A 21,830-nucleotide genomic window follows, 5' to 3' on the forward strand; every position below is an offset into this window, starting at 1 on the left:
GAAATTTTAACTTTAAAAAGGTGGTATTAATATAGGTGGAAAAAGCCAAACAAAAGAAAGGAGCCAAAAATAGCAGCTAAAATAAGCAAAACAATATTTACCTTTTTGTGTAATCCTACAAGGAAAACCAATAGAAAGAGAAACGAAAGTGGATCTTTGACTGCCATTGGAAAATAGTTAACTGACATGGATGCCAAAAGTCCAGTAAGTGCTACTAAGAGACCAAATATCCCACCTCTAATCCACGAGAGATGAGATATCCTATCATAGAAGGGCGACACCACAATTGTAAATACTATTGAAGGCATAAACGTAAACAAAAAAGAAAACATTGCAGCAACAAATGAGCCAATAAAAAAGCCAATAAATGATGTAACACACAGTATTGGGCCAGGAGTCACCTGACTCAGAACTATCGCGTCCAAAAAGTTTTCCTGGCTAATTATCTTCATAGAATCAACAAAAGCGTGTTGGTAGAGAGGCAGGGCAACTTGAGCGCCGCCAAAAGCAAGGAAGCTTATCTGCGTAATCTTGAAATAAAAAGAAGTAAGGTTTGGTGTAATAAAATATGCAGAAGCTATAAGTATAGAAACAGCAACAAAGCCTATGATAAATTCAACTTTCGGGATATAGAGTTTTTTTTCAGAAATAGCATCGCTAAGAACGCTTCTCTTTGGAAGGAAACCTTTACAAAATATAGAAATAAAAAAAGAAAGCAAGAAAACTAAAAAGATATTTATGCCAATCATATAGCACACAAAGCATAACAGCAACAATATCCTTCCAAAATTAACATTTATATACCTTTTATAAAAATTTAAAAAAGCTGAAATAAAAAATGCTACGACAAACGGCTTCAACCCATGGAATAAGACGTCTATAGTAGCGATATTAATTGATTTATAAAAGTAAGCAAGAATAGATATAAGGATTGTTGAGGGAAAAACAAGGGCAAGAGCACCTATTAAACCTGTCAAAAACCCAAACCTTCTATACCCAACATAACCTACCAAATTTATCATAATAGGACCTGGCAAAAGCTGTGTTAATGCAATTCCTTTAAGGAAATCATCTTCAGTAGTATAACCTTTTTTCGATACAAATTCTTCTTTTAAATAGGAAATCATAGCAAGACCGCCAAATACCGTCGAGCCAATAATAAGGCAACGAAAAATAAAATCAAGATTAAAAGAGAGATTTTTTGACAGATTAGACATTAAAAAGCAATTTTTTATTGCGCCAGTTGTTCAGAAGCGTCAAGAAAATCTATAACTTTTGGGTAAAGATATTGAACTTGTTCCAGAGTAGGCTCAGGCACCAATTCACAGCTTGAGTCGTCATCGCACTTGTGCCTAAAGGTCTTGGCAAATTTTAGGGCATCAAAAAGTTCTTCTGGAAACTTCTTCTTCTTTACAAGCTTTTCATCAAAGAGCTCAAAAATCTTATCATGCGTGTAGCCCGAAAAGTCATCTATGTCTAAAACTGCCAATACCGAATTAAACATAGAGTAATAGAGAGCATTCATTATATAATGACTCTCTGCGCCAAAGGAAATCAGCTCCTTTGCTTCTTTTGCATAGTCTTGTGAGGCTTTCAATCTCTCATGTTTGTTCATAAGTAATTATTTTATCATAATTCAAAATATCTAACATAAAAATATAAAACTCAATTAAGTGCATATTCCAATTTTATTTAAATAAAAAAGCTTTGATATAATAAACTAAAATAAACTTTTTAGGAGGAAAATATGTTTGAACTCGATTGCAGGGGAATGGTGTGCCCAAAACCAGTAGTACTAACAAGACAGGCATTAAAAGATCATCAAGAAATAATTGTAATAGTTGATAATAAAACTTCAAGAGATAATCTTAACAACCTTGCTAAAGACAAAAATATGTATTTTGAAGTAGAAGAAAAAGATAATTTATATTACTGCAAAATCAACAAGAGAGAAACTGAGAATATAGCCGAGACAAAATTAGAATATCTTCCCGAAAATGCCCCCTGGAGCATCTTTGTAAAGACAAACACATTAGGACACGGGAGTGATGAGCTTGGTAAGAATCTTATGAATGCCTTTTTTGACGCGCTCTTATACTTTGAGAATCACCCAAAAACCATTGCATTCATGAATGCTGGCGTTTACTTAACTTTGGAAGATTCTGAATGCCTCAAAGAAATTAAAATGCTAAATGAAAAAGGTTCCGAAGTGCTAGTATGCGGAACCTGCCTGAATTATTTCAACGTAATAGAGAAGCTTGCAGTAGGCAAGGTCTCAAATATGTTTTCTATATTAGAGTCCCTAAAAGGGTCCTTTATAATAGAACCCTAATTAAGAGGTCTCTTCTTGATATTTTATCTGTCTAATTTCGTGCATATTTTTGTCTATCATCTCCATTATCTTTTTTGATGACCTTGAAGAGTCTTCTGCAAGCTTTCTAACCTCTTTGGCGACCACTGCAAAAGTTCTGCCAGCCTCACCTGCTCGAGCCGCTTCAATGCTAGCGTTCAAAGAAAGTATGTTTGTTCTGCCAGCAATACTTTCTACAACCTTTACGGCCTCTCCAACCTGCTCTTGGGTTTTAATTATGTGTTCAAGCTGCTCAGCAAAGTAATTATCAATAATTAACTGGATGTCAAGTATTATTCTCTTAACAAATGCGCTAAAAGATTTTACGAATTCAGCCTCATCTTTCTCTACTTCATGAACAATAGATGAAATCTCCTCAAAATAAAGCCTGTAAGCTCCCAGATACCATGAGGGATAAAGACCTATAAGCTGGTGCCTCTTGCCTACGAAAAGCCTTCTTTGAAAATACTCTTCGTCTATTGTAGGACTTGTAAGAGATACAAAATAGTCCCTCATAGTCTTGCCAAGCCTTTCTACTGTAGAGTTTTTATCAATTATTTCCTTTAAATTTGAAAAATTAGCTATGTGATCGTAGAATTTCTTGACGAAACCATCCGCCCTTTTTTCAAAATAGGGTCTAAACTTTGCCATTCTCTGTAAATCTTCAACAGAGAGCCCTAAATAACGAAATCTTTGCTGATATTTAGAATCATTAGTTAAATTTTCTTCCATCCTACACCACCTTCAATTTTTTATTTCTATAATTATATATCAATATTAGTTAATTTTTAATATCCATTTTTTGTGTTAGAATTTTAAAGTTAAGTTGAAGATAAATTTTGTCACTAACAATTTAACAGGCTATCTCTTTACAATAGGGGCCGCATCGCTTTGGGGTTTTGGCGGTTGTGTAGCAAAGTTTGCATTTAATAGTGCTATCGACCCCCTGTTATTCGTAAAAATAAGGCTTGCAATGTCTTTTATTTTGCTTTTTGTATATCTCTCTATATTTAATAAAAAACATATATTTATAGCCAAAACTGACATACTTTATTTTTCAATCTTAGGCATATTTGGTATGACCACAATGCAACTATTTTATCTGTTTGCCATAAAATATACAAACGTATCAACCGCTGTGTTTTTACAATACACGTCGCCTATCTTAATGGCTTTGTATTTATATTTTTTTGAAAGCGCTCCCATTTCAGTATCGAAGATGCTCGCAATAGCTCTCTCTCTAATCGGGGGCTCATGCTTTGTAATTAGTATGGCAGAAACGTCTTTAAACTTTCAAGGTCTTTTTTATGGAATTTTTGCTGCATTAGGAATGGCATTTATAAGCGTATACGGTAGAAAATCCCTGAAAAGCTATAGCCCATTAACTCTTATACTTTATTCTACAGGGTTTGCAGCAATATTTATTAATATCGTTACACCTTTGAATTTGGCAATTTTTTCTTTGCCAACCTCGACATGGCTTATTTTACTTTATTTTTCTATATTTTCCACATTAATACCGTATTTTTTATACTTTAAGGGGGTCTCAATAATATCGCCTACAAATGCAGGCATTACAGCCTGTTTAGAGCCATTTATAGCCTCTATCGTCGCTTTTTTCTGGCTTAGAGAAGGCCTTTCTATTCTTCAAATTGTTGGAGGAATATTAATCGTATCGGGCGTCGTAATTTTACAAAAATTTGATAATTTAGTATGAACTTAATATTCGGCCCAGCCGGCAATGAAGAGCTTTTCTACAATTCCGGGTTTAAATCAACTGTTGACTCTGCAAAGTATATTACTAAAATGGGACTATTTGCGTTCGAATATCCATTTACACATGGGATAAGATTAAGCGATGAAACTGCGATGAAAATAGGTGAATCCTTTTCGAAAGAGAGGGTTAGGCTCAGCATTCATGCACCATATTATATAAATATAACAAGCCCTAATCCAGAAATATTGGAAAGATCTGAAAAATATCTCATAAGAAGCCTACAAATGGGGAAGTTGATGAATGCTGACAGGATAATATTCCATCCTGGAAGTTCAAAAAAAGAAGATAGAAAAGTATTATTAGATAGATCTATAGCTTTCTTAGAAAATTTTATCTATAACAACATAAATATAATAAACGGCATTAAGCTCTGTCCAGAAACTCACGGCAAAAAAGTCAGCATAGGAGACATTGATGAAATATTAAAGATGTGCAAAGTGTACCCAGATATCTTCCTACCGACTATAGATTTCGCACATATATATGCTGTAAATGGGGGACAGTTAAATAATGAAGACGATTTTACCAGAATTTTTGAAAAATTGCCTCATGAAAAATTGCACATTCATTTTAGTCAGATTGAGTTCAGCGATATGGGGGAGATAAGACACAGATCTCTAAACTCTGGCTTTGGACCTCCAATTGATGCCTTTTTATCGAGTCTTATCACAAATCATATAAAAGCAAGGGTGATAGTAGAAACGCCTGGCACTCAATCAAAAGATGCTAAAATACTGTTAGATAGATATTTAGAGCTGGAGGGAAAAAATGGTAAATCCTTATGATAAGGCACACGAGCTTGCAAAATCAATTAAAGACTCAGATGAGTATATCGATCTAATAAAATCAACTGAGCTAGTAAAAAAAGATGACGGTTTATACAAAATGGTAAAGAATCTATTTACGCTAAGAACTCAGATAGAAATAGATGCGCTCTCAGGCAAAGAAGAAAATAAAGACAAAAAAGCAGATCTCAAGAGACTCCACGATCTGGTGTCAGCAATTCCAGAAGGAAGAAGACTCATAGAATCACACTATAGGTTTCAGGTATTAATGGGCGACATATATAAGATAATCGGAGAAGGTATAAATGAAGGAATGGAATTTTTCAACTTTCTCCAAGAAAAAGATTAGTCCCAGATCTTTAACCCAAAGGGATTATATCTAACCCCATAATCAAAAATATCAATTCCTTCTGATCTTTTGATTAGATTTACGATCTTGTATGTAATTGGAGTAGCGAATATCTCATAGGTAACTTTTATAACATATTCGACAAAAATCATGCCAAGAATTGCTTCAAATGGGATGATATTAAGAAAGGCTATTATCATAAATAAGAATGTATCTATAAACTGCCCTGTCATTGTAGAGCCTATAGTCCTAATCCAAAGGTACCTTCCACCCGTAATCTTTTTCATTGCAGATAAGGAAACAGAATTGACAAACTCACCTACAAAATAGGCTACCATTGAAGCAAGAACCAACCTAGGAGTCATTCCAAGAACAATTTCATAAGAAGCCTGATCTTTGAAAAAATCAGGATGCGGTAATTTTACAACAAGAGAAAAAAAAGATATCATCAAAAAATTGCAAAAAAAACCCATCCATATAATTAGTCTTGAACCCTTGAATCCATAAACCTCAGTCAAAATATCGCTAAAAACATAAGTTAAGGGAAACAACAAGATTGCAGCAGTAAAATTCAGACCGCAAAAACTAACAATCTTGCCAGCGCTAATGTTCGATATCATCAAAGAGGCCACAAACAAACACCCAATAATAACGTAAATTTGACTAAGCCCTCTCACTGGCCCTCCAAATATTTATAATCTATAAAAAGCTTTATTAAAAGAGCTTGTCAAACGGCCTTCTTTCGGGTACAGTCACCCTCTTATCTGGATTCTGATTCCACTCGTGACTTACGTACAGACCACAGTAGCAAGATCCATATTCCTCTACATCTTTGTCCTTATAAGCACAAGGGCATATTATATCTCTATCTTTTTGTTTATCGCCTGAATTCAACCTACAAGGGCAGCCTCTATAACCATTTCTTTGTTCGTTTTCAAGTATGCCCTTAATTATTGACATGGTGTGATCGAGATCGTTGTTTAATTCCTGACCTCTTGAATGAGCAAATTTTGTCAATATTTCAAAAAGTTTTTCAGGGGTTGGTGGAGTCATATCGTCACCTTCTTAAATTTTAAATTATTTAAAACCGGAAAAAAAGTTAGATGGTTGAGGCATAAAAGCTAATTTTTTTATTCTTGTTTCATTAAAACCGATTATAATGTCTTTGTTTTTTAATATTACAGGAAAAACTGGATTAACTTTTGGTTTGCATTTGTCAGCAAGCTGTCCTACAGTTTCAAGAATTGTATTCTGTTCATCCTTTGGCAAAAGGTCTACGTCTACGGCCTCAAAAGTTACACCAAATTCCCTTAGAAGGGATTTAGCCTTTTTGCAATACGGGCAGGTACTTAAAGCATAGACCTTTATATCTGCCATTATATCCTCCTGTGACAACCAAGCTCATTATAAATAGCAAATGAATAACAATTAATTAATTAATTGAAAACACCATATTTAAATTTAAACTTTAAACTTATAAACGTTAAATTCTTAAAGGTTGGTAAGGTGTGGAATAAACACCATCTCTCTTATCTTTGATTCGTTAAAGCCTACAATAATATGATCGTCTTTTACAATAGTAGGAAATCCTGGGTTAACCTTAGGCTTACATTTGTCAGCAAGCTGTTTGACAGTTTCAAGAATTGTATTCTGTTCATCCTTTGGCAAAAGGTCTACGTCTACGGCCTCAAAATCGGCGCCAAGATCCTTCAGAAGAGCTTTAGCCTTTTTACAATATGGACAGGTACTTAAAGCATAGACCTTTATATTAGCCATTGTAACCTCCTAATTTAAGCTGAATTTTTTTCTATTTCTCTTAGAAGTTTATATATAACTTTAAAAGTTAGAGCCCTTGATGTTCTTGCAATAGCATGAGATAGATCTTCTGCTGAATACACATCACAATCTTGTAGGTATGACGAATCACCTACACTAAAGTTGTTCTCTTCCATAAAAATTTTTGGGTCAAATGCCAACATTCCATCCTGTTCCCCGTAGTAAATTTTCAAAAGAGAAGAAAGCAGTTCAGTAGCAGAAATATAACTTCCTATTTGACTCGATGAATCTACAGTCTGATAAAACACTACGGTTCACCTCCTTAAATTTTAAAACTCATGCATATTCCATAATTATAACAAAAATTATAATTAAATTACTCAAGAACTAAATTAATCTGATAATTCCTCTTCGTTTTCTCCGAAGATTGACAGATAGAGCTTTACAATGTCTTTATCGATCTCAAGTTCTAGTGCTGAAAGCTCCTCGTCTAACTTTGCAAGCTCTTTTTTTGCATCATCCTTCAAGATATCTATCTTATCGTCGTAATTCATTTATATTTACAAACCTCGGTTCAGAATACTTTATAAGCATTATATTATATTTTCGTTATTTGTGGTATATAATAAATTATAAGGAATAACAAAAATTCTTCAGGAGGGGCAAGATGAGAATTCTTGTTTGCGTTGATGGCTCAAAAGACTCTCAAGAGGCCTTTGCATGGTCTAAAAGACTCTCTCAATGCTCTGCAGAAAATGAGATTTTACTTTTATATGTTTTTCACATGCCCAGCTCTATGGAAGTGGTACCGCTAAGCGATATCGAATTGGCCTCGATAGCGAATAATAGTGCTGAATCAATATTTTCTGAGCTCTTAACTCAAGAGGTTCCAAATACCAAAATCGTTAAAATCATTAAAATAGGCGATCCTGCCCAGACAATTCTCGATATAGCAGACGAACACAGTGTAGATTTTATATGCATGGGCTCAAGGGGATTGTCTGGCATAAAAAAATTGCTGATCGGTTCAGTCTCAGATAAAGTTTTGACATATTCGTCAAGACCAGTATTTTTGACAAAGCTCCCAAGAAAGACAAATATTTTAGAAGAGGTGGTAGAGCTTCCATGAAAACAATCTATGTTGAAAATTTTGGAGGTCCTGAGGTATTAACTATAAAAGACTTAGATCTGCCAAAGATAAAAGACGACGAAATACTTATAAAAACTATGGCCATTGGAGTAAACCCTGTCGACACCTACATCAGATCTGGTTGGTATTCAGGCTCAAAAATTCCTTATGTCCCAGGCTTTGACGCCTCAGGAATAGTCGTTGAAAAAGGCTCTAAGATAAACGATTTTGAAATAGAGGATCGAGTATACTGCTTCAAAAGCGTTTCGGGAGCCTACGCAGAAAAGATCATAGTTAAACAGGGGCAGCTATACAAACTTCCAGACAACCTTAGTTTCGAAGAGGGAGCAGCTATTGGCACGCCATATGGAGCAGCATATAGAGCCCTTTTTCATAAGGGGCATGCAAAAAACGGTCAAAGAGTGCTAATACATGGAGGAAGCGGCAACGTTGGCCTTGCTGCAATAAAGCTTGCAAAATCATTAAATATGTCTGTAGTTGCAACTGCAGGCTCTGAAGAGGGAGGAAGACTTTGTAAAGAAGCCGGCGCCGATCTTGTAGTCGGTCATAATATAGAAGATTTTAAGGAAGAAGTGCTTAAACTTGCAAGGGATGGATTCGACATAATAATAGAAATGTCAGCTCACAACAACCTAAAAACTGATCTTGAATTTATGGCTATGTATTCTGCAATAGTCGTTGTCGGAAGCAAAGGAGAAGTACAAATAAATCCAAGAAATCTAATGTCAAAAGATGCAAGAATAATGGGCTTCGTATTGTTTAATGCGAAAAGCGATGAGCTATTAGATATACACAGCAATCTCTTCAAGCTATTTTCCTCAAAAAAGGTGCTACCTCCAGTAATAGGTAAAACGTTCAACTTAAGAGATGCAAAGGAGGCACATGCCTTAGTCGAGAGGGGATCGTACGGAAAAGTAATACTAAAACCAGATAGTTAAAAGATAGACTATCTTTTTTTGTCAAATTCATTATAAAATATATCAAATGGAATTAGATTTTTATTATGAAAAAGATAAAAAAGAAAGAGAAAATTTTGTAGTCTATCATCTACGCGATCGACTTCTTTACGGTCGCAAGATTTTGTTTGAAAGAACAATATCAGGTCTTATTGATCCTCTTCAGGTAGAAAACTATCTAAACAGGTTGTACAGAGAGGTTTGTTCTGACATTCTAAAGATTTGCATAATCGAGTCCAAAGAAGAAGATTTTACTGAAGAGGATATATGCATAGCTGCTGTTGGTGGATTTGGCAGGTGTGAAATGGCACCCTATTCAGATATAGATCTGGTTTTCTTATCCCAGAATGAAGAGGGCCCATTTTTAGACAACGTTTTGAAAAGAGGCTATAGGCTTTTATCAGACATTTTTTTTGGCATAGCTTTAGAAGTTGGATACAGTTTTAGAACTACAGAGATAAGACACATCGACCACATCACTAGAACAAGCTTTCTTGATTCGAACATCATATCGGGCGATAACAACACGTTTCAGGAATTTAAAAGAAATTTTTGGAACAGGCTGAATCTTACCGAGTTTATATTTGCAAAATTATCAGAAAGGGAAATAGCCTCCTATAAATTTGGCGACAACCCATATCTTCTAAGCCCCAACTTAAAAGAATGCAAAGGAGGCCTTAGGGATTATCATACGTTTAAGTGGATTTTTCAGAGCAGATTCGCTCTGTCTCACTGTTCTATAGCAAAAGATATCGAAAATACTTCTATTTTAGATAAAAATGACATAAACGAACTTGAATCAAGTTATCGCTTTCTTCGGAAAATAAGGATTTTATTGCACATAGTAGCAAGGAAGAGGCAGGATTACCTTTCAAAAAATTATCAGCCAAGAATAGCAGAATTTTTAGGGTATGAAAACTCGGTTGAGTTTATGAAAGAACTTATACATTGCCTACAAAATATATCTGAAATATCCACAAGGGGGATAAAAAAGATACTCCAGGAAGGATTTCAAATTACAAGTTGTTTTTCAATAAAGGGAAATTATATTACATATCAGTACAATGCGCCTATTCAGATTTTTAAATTTGATTTTCTAAGAGCTTTTGAATACAAATCGCTTTATGACCTTGAGCTATCAATAGATCTCGAAGAGGAAATTATCAAACAGCGCCATAGGTTAAAACCAAACAACGAAACTATGAATCTATTTCTCAAAATTCTTAAAAATGGCAGAAATAAAGCATCTATATTAAGGAAAATGCAATCTTTAGGATTATTTGAAATATTAATACCAGAATCAAAAGAGATTTTTTTCACACTACCAAAAGACCCTATGCATGAATTTACAATTGGCGAACACACAATGGTAATGATCGAAACCCTTGAGATGTTCGAAAGAGGAGATTTTGGTCAGGAAATATCTGAAATATTTAACTCTCTATCGGATCCACTCGCCCTGTATCTTGCTGCCCTATTTCATGATATAGCCAAATTGAAGGCATCCGAAAATCACGACGTTGAAGGGGCAAAAATATTTTCTAATTGGGCTAAGAAGACGAGATTAGATAAAAATATTATTAGCAATATTAACTTTATTATTGCCAATCATCTTCAGATGGTTAGAATTTCAAGATTAAGAGATCTCCATAGACAAGAAACTATAGACGAGTTCACACAACTTGTATCAGACAGCGAAAGACTAAAAAATTTATATCTTATTTCTTGTGCCGATTTGTACTCATTGTCGAAAAAGAAACCGAGCCCGATATCTATTTATCAATTAAATGAGCTATTTAAAAAGAGCCAAGCAAGTCTGCTCAAACCGACATCAAATGAAAATTTTGGGGATTTGTTTAAGAAAAATATAAGAAAGAACCTGTTAAACAAAGAAGAGATCAATCTCTTCATTGACAATATACCAGCCACATATCTAATGAACTTGCCTCAGGAGACTATAGCATTCCACCTGGATCTAATTTCCAAGTTAAAAGAGGCTACCCCCCAGGTATATTTTGAAGAATCTTTAAACAAGGATTTTTCTAAAGTTACGATTGCTGCGCACGAAATAGACGGGCTTCTCTGGAAAATTGCAGCAGTATTTTATGCGCACAATCTCGATATTCACACAGCCGAGCTATACAGGTTTACGACAAACCCCCCTGTGATTATTAACGAAATATGGACGACTTTTAAAAGCCGACCAGTGCCAGAATACCTTGCACAAACAATACAAAAAGATTTAAAGGATACGCTTAGTTTAAAAAAAGAAATTTTCGAACTTCTCAAACAGAAAAATAAAGATATAGAATTTCCAGTAAAATTATTTAACGTTAATTGTCTAAACAACATATCTCCAAAGTCGACTGTCATAGAAATAGTTGCCGAAGACAGACATGGGCTTCTATATAGGATCACACAAACTTTGACTTCTTTAGGGCTCTATATCCAAACAGCAAAAATCTCCACATGGGAAGGAAGAGCAGAAGATGCATTTTATATTACGAAAGAAAACAATCTAAGACTTAGCGAGCAAGAATGTCAGGAATATATAAAGAAGATAACACACCACATATAGCTTTTCACTGCTTAAAGCCGACAGAGCCATACACTGTGAGGAGGAAAATACAATAGAGATAAAGAAAATGATTGAAGATTTTTCAGAAATTAGTTTAAAAAAAGATGAAATTTTTCGTTCTGGATATTCAGAAGAAGAGGATCTCGCTATAAGATTTGTTTCAAATTTGCTTCCAAAGGAATTTGAGATTAAAACCGACAACATAGGTAACCTAATAGCAATATACAATCAAGATCCATTGACCCCAAAGGTTCTTTTAGGAATACACCTTGATACCATGCCATTTAGCGGCAAATATTCATCATCGCTACCAACAATTATTGCAATTGAATCAATAAATAAATTATTTGAAGAGGATTTTCACCCAAAAAGGCCACTTGGATTAATAATCTTCAGAGGAACATCTCCAATCAGGTTCTCGCGCGGATGCATTGGCTCAAGAGGAGCTGTGGGCGAATTAAACGAAAAAGATTTATATCTTTCTGACAAGGATGGAGTCTTATTGCAGGATGAAATCCTAAAAAGAAGTTTGGGCCTTTCAAGCAGTTTCCCCACTTTTTTCAAGGACGATATACATACATTTTTAGAACTTGAGAGCGACTTCTCAGGCATATTAGAAGAAAAAGGTACTCCTATCTGCACGGTAAAAAATCAACAAGGTCCTGTAATTTTAAAATTATCTATTATTGGAGGAGTGCAATATACATGCTGCACCCCATTTGGCTTAATTAAGGGCCCCTTAAACGCCTTTACAAAAATTTTAGACTTCCTTTACAAGACACTTAAAGAAAATAATTTGTTTGGAGGGATGTACGATATCAATATGGAACCAAAAGTTATGGGCGTATTTCCGACGAGAATAAATTTTACACTCGATCTTAGATCTCCAGATCTAAAGCTAAGAAGCGAACTTCTCAACAAGGTAAAATCTGAGATTAACAGGATCTCAGAAGATGAAAACTGTCAAATCGATATCTTAAGTCAAAATTCAAATTCACCGCATATATTTTCAGATAGTTTTATTGATATTTCAAATAAAATATTTTTAAAAAACGATATTAAACCAATAATGATTGACACGGGGATACTTTCAAATGCAAGGTGGATGAGCCTTGTAAGTCAACAAACAGGGATGTTGTTATTAAAGTACAAAAGAGGAAATTCGCCGAAAAAAGAGGAAGTAGATGAAAATGATATAATCCTAAGTATCGATATAGTTAGTGAAATTCTAAAGGAGTTGATTTGCTTATGAACGTTGGACCATGGTTGATAATACTGACTGGTCTTTCAGGAGCTGGCAAATCTCAGGCATTGCATGCGCTCGAAGACTTAGGCTTCTTTTGTATAGACAATTTGCCACCTTTTTTGCTGCCCGAACTTACAAGATTTTCTTTTTCACCAAAGTTCCCAATTTCTCGTATGGCAGTTGTTATTGATATCAGAGGAAAGACTCTTTTCCCTGACTTACAAAATATCTTAAATAAAATAAAAGAACAACCGATAAATATCACCACTCTTTTTTTAGAAGCTAGTGATGAAGTACTCATCAGAAGATTTTCAGAAACAAGAAGGCGCCATCCACTATCACAAGAGGGAGGTTATCTCTCGGCTGGAATAATAAAAGAGAGAGAGATGCTCTCTCCTATTAGAGAGATGTCTGACATAGTAATAGACACTTCTTATATGAGAGTAAATCAACTGAAAGAAAGGCTAAGAACATACTTTACATCTGAGGAAGAGCAGATTTTCAATACAACCCTTCTTTCATTCGGCTTTAAATACGGTATACCAATGGATGCGGATATGATTATTGATGTAAGATTTTTACCAAATCCATTTTATGAAGAACATCTTAAAAATTTGACAGGCATGGACGCATCTGTCGAAGACTTTATATTATCAAAGGATGTCACAAAAAATTTCCTAAAGGTGCTAGACCCATACCTTCTCTTTTTCCTTCCAAAGTGCATGGAAGAAGGCAAAAGTAACGTAACTATCGCAATAGGCTGTACGGGCGGCGAACACAGATCTGTTACAATAGTCCGTGAAATAGCAAGAAAATACAGGAATTTGGGTTTCAAGATCTTTGAATGGCACAGAGATTTGAAAATTGGGGGAAACAACTAAAAATATGAGTTTTAGACCATTAAAATGGCTCAGGTGGCTAACCCCTGGCCTAAAAATTAAAAGATGGATTTTTCTTGGCTCGTTCTCATTATTATTAATTGTTACAAGCCTTATACTCTCACTTGAATCCATTCCAATAACGAGAACATTTGTAAAGAGTTTGTCATACTTTATCCATGACATATCTTCAAAGATACCAATTCAAATAATCGCATTATTGCTATTCTTAATAGGTTTCGTGGCCTTAATATATTCTATTAGAGGGCTTGTAAAACAAATTGTTAAACCTATGCAGATTGGAGCAAGAAGGGATGTAGTAGATCTCCTTTGGCTCGAGAGGCAGGTAAAAAAGAGGCCGCATGTGGTTGTAGTTGGAGGAGGGACGGGCCAATCCACAGTTCTTAGAGGCCTAAAATATTATCCGATAAATTTAACTGCCATAGTTACACCGTTTGATGATGGTGGCTCTTCTGGGTTTATCAGAAGAGAGTTGGGGTTTCTCCCTCCAGGAGATATAAGAAATTGTTTGGCAGCGTTGTCACTTCAAGAAGACCTGCTTGGCGCTGTTCTGCAATACAGGTTCAAAGGGATACCAGGTCTGGAAGGGCACCCAGTAGGTAACATCTTATTGGCTGCTGCAACTGAAATAACTGGAGATTTTCTGAAGGCCATTAATATGGTTGAAAAAATAATCTCAGCAAGAGGGCATGTTATACCGTCAACATTCTTTAATACAAAACTTTGTGCAAAATTAAAGAATGGCTCAATCGTAGAAGGGGAATCAAACATCTCAAAAAGCATTTATCCAATTGAAAATGTATTCCTTGATCCTGAACCTCCAAGCGCTTATCCTGAGGCAATAAAGAAAATCAATGAAGCCGACGCAATAGTAATTGGGCCAGGAAGCCTTTTTACGAGTATATTGCCGAACTTACTCATGAAAGACCTTTTAGATGCCATAAGAAATTCAAAAGCGATAAAAATTTATGTTTGCAACATAATGACACAGCCAGGAGAAACGGGAGCATTTAAAGCATCAGACCATATAAAAGCATTTATAAACAATCTGGGCTTTCTGCCATTCGACATTGCCCTGTTAAACAACAAAAAGCCAGAAAGATTGGTCGAGTATTATGAACAAAAAGGTTCCGAAATAGTCATAAATGACACTGTTGAACTCGAAAAATTTAAAATCAAAGCTGTTTACGAAGATCTTTTATATGAAGAAAACCATATAAGGCACGACCACAAGAAATTAGCAAAGATTTTATTTGATAACATTTTCAAGAATACCAAAGGAAATTAATTTGAAAAACAAAACGCATATCAAAGCTAATTTAATACAAAAATTGTGATATCATAAAGATATATATCATTTCTAATAACTTGTTTAAGTATATGTATAATTTTATTTTTAATTTAGGTTTTAGTTTCACTAATGAATATTTGGACGGGTGGACAAAATGATGAAAGTGAAAAATGATGAAAGTGGAATAATCAGAGGTGAAATAGCTTCAATACCAATTGAAAACAAGAGGCTGTCAAGATATGAGCTAAAGGGAATAATGGTTTCCCACTCAAAAGTTATTGAAAAAAACGTTTTTATAAAATGTAAAGACTTAAAGGTAGCAAAAAGAATAATTATGTTAGCTCACTTTTTAGACATAAAAACACAATTGCACCAAAAACAAAGACTTAATAAAGAATTCGATGATACAAAAATATTACAAGAAAATCAGAAAACTACGATAGTTAGCCTGCAAAAACTTGTACTGCCAAGCCCGCCAGAGACTTTTCCCTCCCAGAAATCTATCCAAAGTTTTTTGAGAGGATTATTTCTTAACTCTGGGTACTTAAGTACAAAAAACGGTTACCATCTTGAAATTATCACAAACAATGAAATATTTGGATTCTTATCGACACTCTTAGAAGAAATAGGTTTTAATTTCAAGGTAAGGAAAACGAATAGCTACAGCCTCTTCCTAAAAAGTTTTAGAGAAATTGCCTCTTTTCTGGCATATATACAAGTGTATAATTTTTGTGCACGCCTGGAGGCAGAGGCAATAAAAAAGGAGGCAAACAGAGATATCACAAGGGAAGTAAATTACGAAACTGCCAACATAAAAAGACAGATAAAGGCATCTCTTGAAATACTAGAATCAATAGATATATTGGAATCATCTGAAAATTTTTATAAACTGCCATTTCGTTGGAGAAAGATGATTATCTTGAAAAAGAGCCAGCCTATGCTTTCTATGAGAGAGATCGGTGAATGCCTTGGGATGTCAAAAAATCAAGTTTCTTCAATTTTTAGACAGATAAGAAAGTTAGCAATTTAAACTAATTTTTTAGGAGGAAAAACATGAGAGTTGCAATTAATGGTTTTGGAAGAATTGGACGTTTGTTTGTTAGGCTTGCATTCTCACTACCAGACGTTGAAATAGTTGCAATTAATAGCTCAAGAAAGATTCCGCAATTAGCTCATCTTCTTCAATACGACTCTACTTATAGGACCTGGGACAAAGAAGTAAGCTTTGATGATGACAACTTGATAGTCGAAGGCAAAAAGATAAGAATCCTTGAAGAAAGAAAGGACACAACGAAACTTCCTTGGAAAGACTTAGCAATTGATTTGGTAATAGAATCAACAGGAGAACTCACAAAAAGAGAGTTGGCAGAAAATCACATAACAGCAGGCGCTAAAAAAGTGCTGATTACTGCTCCAGGCAAAGACGTAGACGCCTTTATAGTTATGGGAGTAAACGATCAAATACTGGATTTACAGAAGCACAATATAATTTCTGCTGCGTCGTGCACAACTAACTGTCTTGCACCCGCTGTAAAAGTTTTATTTGATAGATTTGGAATTGTATCAGGATTTATGACTACTGTTCACGCCTATACTATGGATCAAAGGCTCTTAGATGGCACACACAAAAAAGATTTTAGAAGAGCACGTTCTGCTGCGATAAATATTGTCCCCACATCCACTGGAGCAGCAAAATCAATTGGGAAGGTTATACCAGAGCTAAATGGCAAGATGGACGGCGTAGCGCTTAGGGTTCCAGTCCAGACAGGCTCTATGGTAGATCTTAGCGTAATCCTGGAAAAACAGCCTTCAATCGATGATATAAAGTCAGCCTATAAAGAAGCTCAGTCAGGTGGACCCCTTAAGGGAATCTTAAAATATACAGAAGTCCCATTGGTGTCATCAGACTACATTGGAACTTTTTATTCATCAATTATTGATGGGCTAATGTTAAATAAAACAGGAGACATATACAAAATATTCGCATGGTATGACAACGAACACGGGTATGCTTCAAGAGTCGTAGATCTGGCCAAAAAACTTATACCTGCCTTTAAATAAAATTATAAAAACTATTTTGACTTAATCAAGAATTAATTTAACTTATAAAGATTCGCGATCATCCACATTTAGGAGGAGTGTATGGAATTTAACAAGAAATTGCTTATTGATTTTCCTGTCTATCAACTGGAGGGAAAAAGAGTTTTCGTAAGAGCAGATCTAAATGATCCTGCAGACTCAGAAGGAAATCTTACAGGTGATATGAGAATAAGGGCGGTATTGCCTACCATTGGGTATTTAGTAAATGCCAGGGCAAAAGTAATACTTGCTTCCCATTTTGGGCGTCCGAAAAATAGAGAAAAAGAATTTTCTCTAAGGGGCGTGAAAAAGAGATTTGAAGAATTATCAAGCTTTAGAATTCATCTGGCTCCTGACTGTCAAGGTGAAGATGTCGTAAAGATGTCAAAAGAATTAAAAAATGGTGAAGTTTTGCTACTTGAAAATCTAAGATTCTGCCCAGGAGAAACAAAAAACGATCCAGAATATGCAAGGTTCTTAGCTTCACTTGGAGATATATATGTAGCAGAAGCATTTGGCGCATGTCATAGAGAGCATGCATCGATCGCCTCAGTACCAAAAATAATACCATCTATGGCAGGATTTCTATTAGCAAAAGAGATAAACACCTTAAATAAACTTTTACACAATCCAGAACAGCCACTGGTAGTAGTCGCAGGAGGCAAAAAGGTCTCTGATAAGATAAAGGTCATAGGCAACCTAATAGATAAGGTAGACAGCATATGTGTAGGCGGAGGAATGAGCTTCGCATTCCTCAAAGCAAAGGGATATGAAATAGGAAAATCTTATGTAGAAGACAATATGGACAATGTGGCAAAAGATATACTTGGCAACAATGGTAAAAAAATATTATTACCAGTAGATGTAATGGTAGCGAAAGAATTAAAATCTGCATCCGAATCAAAAGTGGTAAATGTAGACGAGATACCCCCAGATTGGTATGGAGTTGATATAGGGCCAAAAACTATAGAAATGTTTAAAGCTCAAATCTCAAAAGCAAAAACCATATTCTGGAATGGACCTCTTGGGATATTTGAGATACCAGATTTTTCATACGGCACTAGAATAGTGGGCTTGTATATTGCTCTTTCATCTGCAATTACCGTTTCAGGCGGAGGCGACACGGCCGAGGCAGTAAGGATGATGAACCTTGATCAACATTTTACTCACGTGTCAACTGGAGGAGGCGCTGCGTTAAAATTCCTTGAAGGCGATGATCTGCCAGGCATTTCTGCTCTTCCTGAAAGGAGCTAAAATGAACTACGCTGTCGCAAACTTTAAGATGAACAAAACCTCGAATGAAGTAAATGAATATATATGTGAAATAAGACAATGCCTGCAGAATAATGTAAAAACTATAATTTGCCCAACCTTTGTTTCTCTTGAAAGATCTGTACAATCATCTTTTGGGTCTCTAATTGACATCGGAGCGCAAAACCTATTCTTTGAAGAAAAGGGGGCATTCACAGGAGAAATATCTGTAAAAATACTCGTAGATATCGGGGTGAAATATGCGATAATAGGTCACTCTGAGAGAAGACATTACTTCAAAGAATCGGATGATTTGTTGTTAAAAAAAGTTGAAGCTGCCTCCAGCAGGTTAAAAGTAATATATTGCTTTGGAGAAACAGAGGAAGAAAGAAATTCTGGCAAATCGGTTGACGTTACTTTTGACCAGTTAAATTTGGTAAAAAAATTTTTTGGCAATATAATTTTAGCCTATGAGCCAGTGTGGGCAATTGGAACGGGCAAAACCGCCGATGCTGAAGAATCCTTCAGTCTTATTAAGGTATTGGAATCAAAATTGGGAGAACTCCCAGAGTGCCTTTATGGAGGTTCGGTAAATCACAAAAACGCGAAATCCTTTATGGACTCAGGGTTCAAAGGCGTGCTCGTTGGTTCTGCAAGTCTTGATGTAAAAGAATTTTCAAAAATTATTAAAGAGTTGGGCTAAAAAAACAGATGCTTAGAAGCTTCTGATATAGGAGGAAAAAGTGAATAAAACTTTGCTCATAATTTTGGATGGGTTTGGATTTAGAGAAGAAACTTATGGCAATGCAGTTGCAGCATCCCATATGCCAAATTTTAGAAGAATTATGAGCACATACCCCAATACCCTCCTCACAGCATCAGGCGAAAAGGTTGGCCTTCCAGATGGGCAGATGGGAAATTCTGAAGTAGGACACCTAAATCTTGGTTCAGGCAGAATTATATATCAGGAGCTCACAAGAATAAACAAAGATATCAAAGAAGGAGAGTTTTTCAACAACAGAGAAATTAAAGATGTTATGAACGTGGCAAGGAATGGTGTTCTTCATCTAATTGGTCTTCTTTCTGACGGTGGGGTACACAGCCACATTGAACATCTAAAAGCCCTGATTACAATGGCAAAAAATGAGGGGCTAAGAAGGGTTTATATTCATGCAATAACTGATGGCAGAGATACACAGCCAGGAACAGCAATTAACTTTCTAAAGGATGTAGAAAATCACATAGAGCAAGTTGGCGTAGGGGAGATAGTTTCTGTTTCGGGCAGATATTATGCAATGGATAGGGACAATAGATGGGATAGGGTAAAAAAGGCATACGATGTCTTCACGGGAAGAGATAAAACAAATTTTGCAACATACGAAGAGGGAATAGTTTATTTGTCTGGCAAGGGCGAGACAGATGAATTCTTTACTCCATTCTCGGTAGGGATAGATTCAAAAGACACAAGGATAAAAGAGAAAGATTCGATTATATTTTTCAACTTTAGGGCAGACAGGATGAGGCAGATTACCAGAGCCATTTTAGACCCAGAATTCAAAGAGTTTGAAACCATAAAGCTAAAGCTCTCTTCTCTAACTTTTACAGAATACGATAAGGAATTTCCTTTAAAAGTGGCGTTTAAAAATACGGTACCAAAAAACGTCTTAGCAGAGGTGATTTCAAATCAAGGTCTGTCTCAACTTCATACAGCTGAAACAGAAAAATATGCACATGTAACCTTCTTCTTCAACGGAGGAAGAGAAGAACCATTTGAGGGAGAAGACAGAATATTAGTTCATTCTCCAAAAGTAGCCACATATGATTTAAAGCCTGAAATGAGCGCTTTTGAGCTTACAGAGAATCTCTTAAAATCTTTGTTCGATAAAAATTATAGTTTTACAGTAATAAACTTTGCAAATCCCGATATGGTTGGACACACCGGCAATTTTGAGGCAGTTAAAAAAGCTCTAAATACAGTAGATATTTGTTTAGGAAAAATATTTGACTTATTTGAAAACAAATTTCCCATTTTGATAACAGCAGATCATGGAAATTGTGAAGAAATGCTTGATAAAGACACTGGAGAGCCTATGACATCCCATACGGCCAATCCGGTTCCATTTATAATAGTTGGGAATAAAAAGTCTTTAAGAGATGATGGTATCTTAGCAGACGTAGCACCAACCATACTTGACCTTATGAAAATACCCAAGCCAGAAGAGATGACAGGAAAATCTATTTTAATTTAGAAAATTTGAGAACAAAATTGATATTGATAGAAAACAGCAAAAAAACAGATAACTATGTCTTAAAAAAAGTCTAAAATGAACTCGAAAGTTTTTAAAAGCCTTTTAAGCATAATAATATCTATATTACTAATTTATTTATTAGTAATTAACATTAACTTAAAAAAAGTCTTAGATATAATTTTAAGCTTTAATAGGGAATTTATAGCAATTTTTTTTCTTCTATTTTTTATTGTATTAAATCTTAGAGCTTTCATATGGAAAACCTTATTGGCCAACATATCAAATGAATTGCACTTTAGACATCTAATCGCTGGCGAAGGATTAGGATTTGCAATTAATTCTTTTTTGCCACTAAGATCAGGAGATCTGCTTAGATGTCTCTACATATCCAGAATATCTAACTTGCCTTTCCCGTCAGTTTTGGTTAGCATAGCTACCGAACAGCTTTTAGATTTTTTTACTGTTTTAACTCTTGGCCTTTTTTGTTTGTGTGTGGGAGTTAAGATTGCTATAAACATTCTCCTTTTGCCGATAGCAATGACTATTGTCTTTCTAACGTTATTTTTTGTATCGGTATTTATAAGAAAGAGATTCGAACACCTTAAAATTAAATTTCCGAAATTTTGGCTATTAATTCATCCTTTTCTAAGCTTAACAAGAAGTGGCGTATTTAAGAAAGTTTTTACGGCGAATATTCTATGCTTGCTGCTAGTTTCATTGGGGATACTTCTTCTTTACTTTAACTTGTTAGGCAAAATTTTAGTTATAGAGTCTTTAATCTCAACCTTCTTTATCAACATAGGTCTTTTAAGTTTCGGAATATGGATCGCATCAAAACAATATGGAATTGATTTTGATGACGCAACAGGAATATTTTTTATATATCAAATAACAATAATATTGGTTAGCCTATCGACTTTTCTTCTCGTGACCTTGTATGACATCTTTGCAACAATAAAAGCAAAAATAACTTCAAATTTTTCTAATAAAAAGTAACAATAACTTCCAAAAGATAGAATAAAAATAATACTATTTAAATTTATATAATGGTTTTAGGCCTTGAAGATATTTAGGGGGGAATTCCCCCCTAAATT

General features: G+C 35.0%; 25 protein-coding genes. 16 read left to right on the top strand and 9 right to left on the bottom strand.

The genetic code is table 11. From position 1 onward, the window contains the following. Positions 1-26: 26 nt before the first annotated feature. The gene (chrA, locus tag V4762_RS05810) at positions 27-1,217 is read right to left on the bottom strand and encodes a chromate efflux transporter (RefSeq protein WP_347314840.1); all 1,191 of its coding nucleotides are present in this window, start codon (positions 1,215-1,217) and stop codon (positions 27-29) included. A gap of 14 nt (positions 1,218-1,231) precedes the next feature. Then, complete coding sequence (locus V4762_RS05815) at positions 1,232-1,615, bottom strand: hypothetical protein (protein WP_347314841.1); 384 nt, start codon at positions 1,613-1,615, stop codon at positions 1,232-1,234. Positions 1,616-1,747: 132 nt separating this feature from the next. On the opposite strand from V4762_RS05815, the gene yedF reads away from it, so the two are divergent. Further along, positions 1,748-2,332, top strand: a complete 585-nt coding sequence (gene yedF, locus V4762_RS05820) for a sulfurtransferase-like selenium metabolism protein YedF (protein WP_347314842.1) — start codon at positions 1,748-1,750, stop codon at positions 2,330-2,332. Here the strand turns inward: yedF and V4762_RS05825 are convergent, their stop codons facing one another. Then, positions 2,333-3,082 (bottom strand): globin-coupled sensor protein, encoded by a 750-nt coding sequence (locus tag V4762_RS05825; protein WP_347314843.1) that lies wholly within the window; start codon positions 3,080-3,082, stop codon positions 2,333-2,335. A gap of 94 nt (positions 3,083-3,176) precedes the next feature. On the opposite strand from V4762_RS05825, the gene V4762_RS05830 reads away from it, so the two are divergent. The 3 genes from V4762_RS05830 to V4762_RS05840 are packed head-to-tail and all read left to right on the top strand — an operon-like array spanning position 3,177 to position 5,261. Then, positions 3,177-4,067, top strand: a complete 891-nt coding sequence (locus V4762_RS05830; RefSeq protein ID WP_347314844.1) for a DMT family transporter — start codon at positions 3,177-3,179, stop codon at positions 4,065-4,067. Beyond that, positions 4,064-4,912, top strand: coding sequence for a TIM barrel protein (locus V4762_RS05835; protein ID WP_347314845.1), 849 nt, complete (start codon positions 4,064-4,066; stop codon positions 4,910-4,912). The genes V4762_RS05830 and V4762_RS05835 overlap by 4 nt, the downstream gene beginning before the upstream one ends. After that, the gene (locus V4762_RS05840) at positions 4,896-5,261 is read left to right on the top strand and encodes a YlbF family regulator (RefSeq protein WP_347314846.1); all 366 of its coding nucleotides are present in this window, start codon (positions 4,896-4,898) and stop codon (positions 5,259-5,261) included. The genes V4762_RS05835 and V4762_RS05840 overlap by 17 nt, the downstream gene beginning before the upstream one ends. Here V4762_RS05840 and V4762_RS05845 read toward each other — a convergent pair. The 6 genes from V4762_RS05845 to V4762_RS05870 form a co-directional block, all read right to left on the bottom strand. Further along, positions 5,258-5,938: a queuosine precursor transporter gene (locus tag V4762_RS05845; protein ID WP_347314847.1), complete on the bottom strand. Its 681-nt coding sequence runs from the start codon at positions 5,936-5,938 to the stop codon at positions 5,258-5,260. The two genes, V4762_RS05840 and V4762_RS05845, sit on opposite strands and share 4 nt — an antisense overlap. A gap of 37 nt (positions 5,939-5,975) precedes the next feature. Then, entirely contained in the window at positions 5,976-6,314 is a 339-nt protein-coding gene (locus V4762_RS05850) for a ferredoxin-thioredoxin reductase catalytic domain-containing protein (RefSeq protein WP_347314848.1), read from the bottom strand. 24 nt (positions 6,315-6,338) lie between these two features. Continuing rightward, entirely contained in the window at positions 6,339-6,638 is a 300-nt protein-coding gene (locus V4762_RS05855; protein ID WP_347314849.1) for a glutaredoxin family protein, read from the bottom strand. 114 nt (positions 6,639-6,752) lie between these two features. Beyond that, entirely contained in the window at positions 6,753-7,037 is a 285-nt protein-coding gene (locus tag V4762_RS05860) for a glutaredoxin family protein (RefSeq protein WP_347314850.1), read from the bottom strand. A 14-nt stretch (positions 7,038-7,051) separates the two neighbouring features. Beyond that, entirely contained in the window at positions 7,052-7,345 is a 294-nt protein-coding gene (locus tag V4762_RS05865) for a hypothetical protein (RefSeq protein ID WP_347314851.1), read from the bottom strand. 84 nt (positions 7,346-7,429) lie between these two features. Continuing rightward, complete coding sequence (locus tag V4762_RS05870; RefSeq protein ID WP_347314852.1) at positions 7,430-7,591, bottom strand: hypothetical protein; 162 nt, start codon at positions 7,589-7,591, stop codon at positions 7,430-7,432. 113 nt (positions 7,592-7,704) lie between these two features. Between V4762_RS05870 and V4762_RS05875 the strand changes: the two genes are divergently transcribed. The 12 genes from V4762_RS05875 to V4762_RS05930 all read left to right on the top strand — a co-directional run bounded on the left by V4762_RS05875 (position 7,705) and on the right by V4762_RS05930 (position 21,732). After that, positions 7,705-8,166 carry a universal stress protein gene (locus V4762_RS05875; protein ID WP_347314853.1) on the top strand — a complete coding sequence of 154 codons (462 nt, stop codon included), beginning with the start codon at positions 7,705-7,707 and terminating at the stop codon, positions 8,164-8,166. Next, complete coding sequence (locus V4762_RS05880) at positions 8,163-9,125, top strand: NADPH:quinone reductase (protein ID WP_347314854.1); 963 nt, start codon at positions 8,163-8,165, stop codon at positions 9,123-9,125. The genes V4762_RS05875 and V4762_RS05880 overlap by 4 nt, the downstream gene beginning before the upstream one ends. 46 nt (positions 9,126-9,171) lie before the next feature. Beyond that, positions 9,172-11,721, top strand: a complete 2,550-nt coding sequence (locus V4762_RS05885) for a [protein-PII] uridylyltransferase family protein (protein ID WP_347314855.1) — start codon at positions 9,172-9,174, stop codon at positions 11,719-11,721. 67 nt (positions 11,722-11,788) lie between these two features. Next, positions 11,789-12,973: a zinc-binding metallopeptidase family protein gene (locus V4762_RS05890; RefSeq protein ID WP_347314856.1), complete on the top strand. Its 1,185-nt coding sequence runs from the start codon at positions 11,789-11,791 to the stop codon at positions 12,971-12,973. Then, complete coding sequence (gene rapZ / locus V4762_RS05895) at positions 12,970-13,848, top strand: RNase adapter RapZ (RefSeq protein WP_347314857.1); 879 nt, start codon at positions 12,970-12,972, stop codon at positions 13,846-13,848. The genes V4762_RS05890 and rapZ overlap by 4 nt, the downstream gene beginning before the upstream one ends. 4 nt (positions 13,849-13,852) lie before the next feature. Continuing rightward, the gene (locus tag V4762_RS05900; protein WP_347314858.1) at positions 13,853-15,154 is read left to right on the top strand and encodes a gluconeogenesis factor YvcK family protein; all 1,302 of its coding nucleotides are present in this window, start codon (positions 13,853-13,855) and stop codon (positions 15,152-15,154) included. A gap of 157 nt (positions 15,155-15,311) precedes the next feature. Then, positions 15,312-16,187, top strand: a complete 876-nt coding sequence (whiA, locus tag V4762_RS05905; RefSeq protein ID WP_347314859.1) for a DNA-binding protein WhiA — start codon at positions 15,312-15,314, stop codon at positions 16,185-16,187. Between the two features lie 23 nt (positions 16,188-16,210). Next, positions 16,211-17,218 carry a type I glyceraldehyde-3-phosphate dehydrogenase gene (gap, locus tag V4762_RS05910; RefSeq protein ID WP_347314860.1) on the top strand — a complete coding sequence of 336 codons (1,008 nt, stop codon included), beginning with the start codon at positions 16,211-16,213 and terminating at the stop codon, positions 17,216-17,218. 81 nt (positions 17,219-17,299) lie between these two features. Then, complete coding sequence (locus V4762_RS05915; protein ID WP_347314861.1) at positions 17,300-18,490, top strand: phosphoglycerate kinase; 1,191 nt, start codon at positions 17,300-17,302, stop codon at positions 18,488-18,490. A gap of 1 nt (position 18,491) precedes the next feature. Next, on the top strand, positions 18,492-19,190 hold the full coding sequence (gene tpiA / locus V4762_RS05920; protein ID WP_347314862.1) for a triose-phosphate isomerase: 699 nt from the start codon (positions 18,492-18,494) through the stop codon (positions 19,188-19,190). Between the two features lie 40 nt (positions 19,191-19,230). Continuing rightward, complete coding sequence (gpmI, locus tag V4762_RS05925; protein WP_347314863.1) at positions 19,231-20,736, top strand: 2,3-bisphosphoglycerate-independent phosphoglycerate mutase; 1,506 nt, start codon at positions 19,231-19,233, stop codon at positions 20,734-20,736. 75 nt (positions 20,737-20,811) lie between these two features. Next, positions 20,812-21,732, top strand: a complete 921-nt coding sequence (locus tag V4762_RS05930) for a flippase-like domain-containing protein (protein WP_347314864.1) — start codon at positions 20,812-20,814, stop codon at positions 21,730-21,732. Positions 21,733-21,830: the final 98 nt, after the last annotated feature.

Source organism: Thermodesulfobium sp. 4217-1, from assembly GCF_039822205.1.
Taxonomy (GTDB): domain Bacteria; phylum Thermodesulfobiota; class Thermodesulfobiia; order Thermodesulfobiales; family Thermodesulfobiaceae; genus Thermodesulfobium.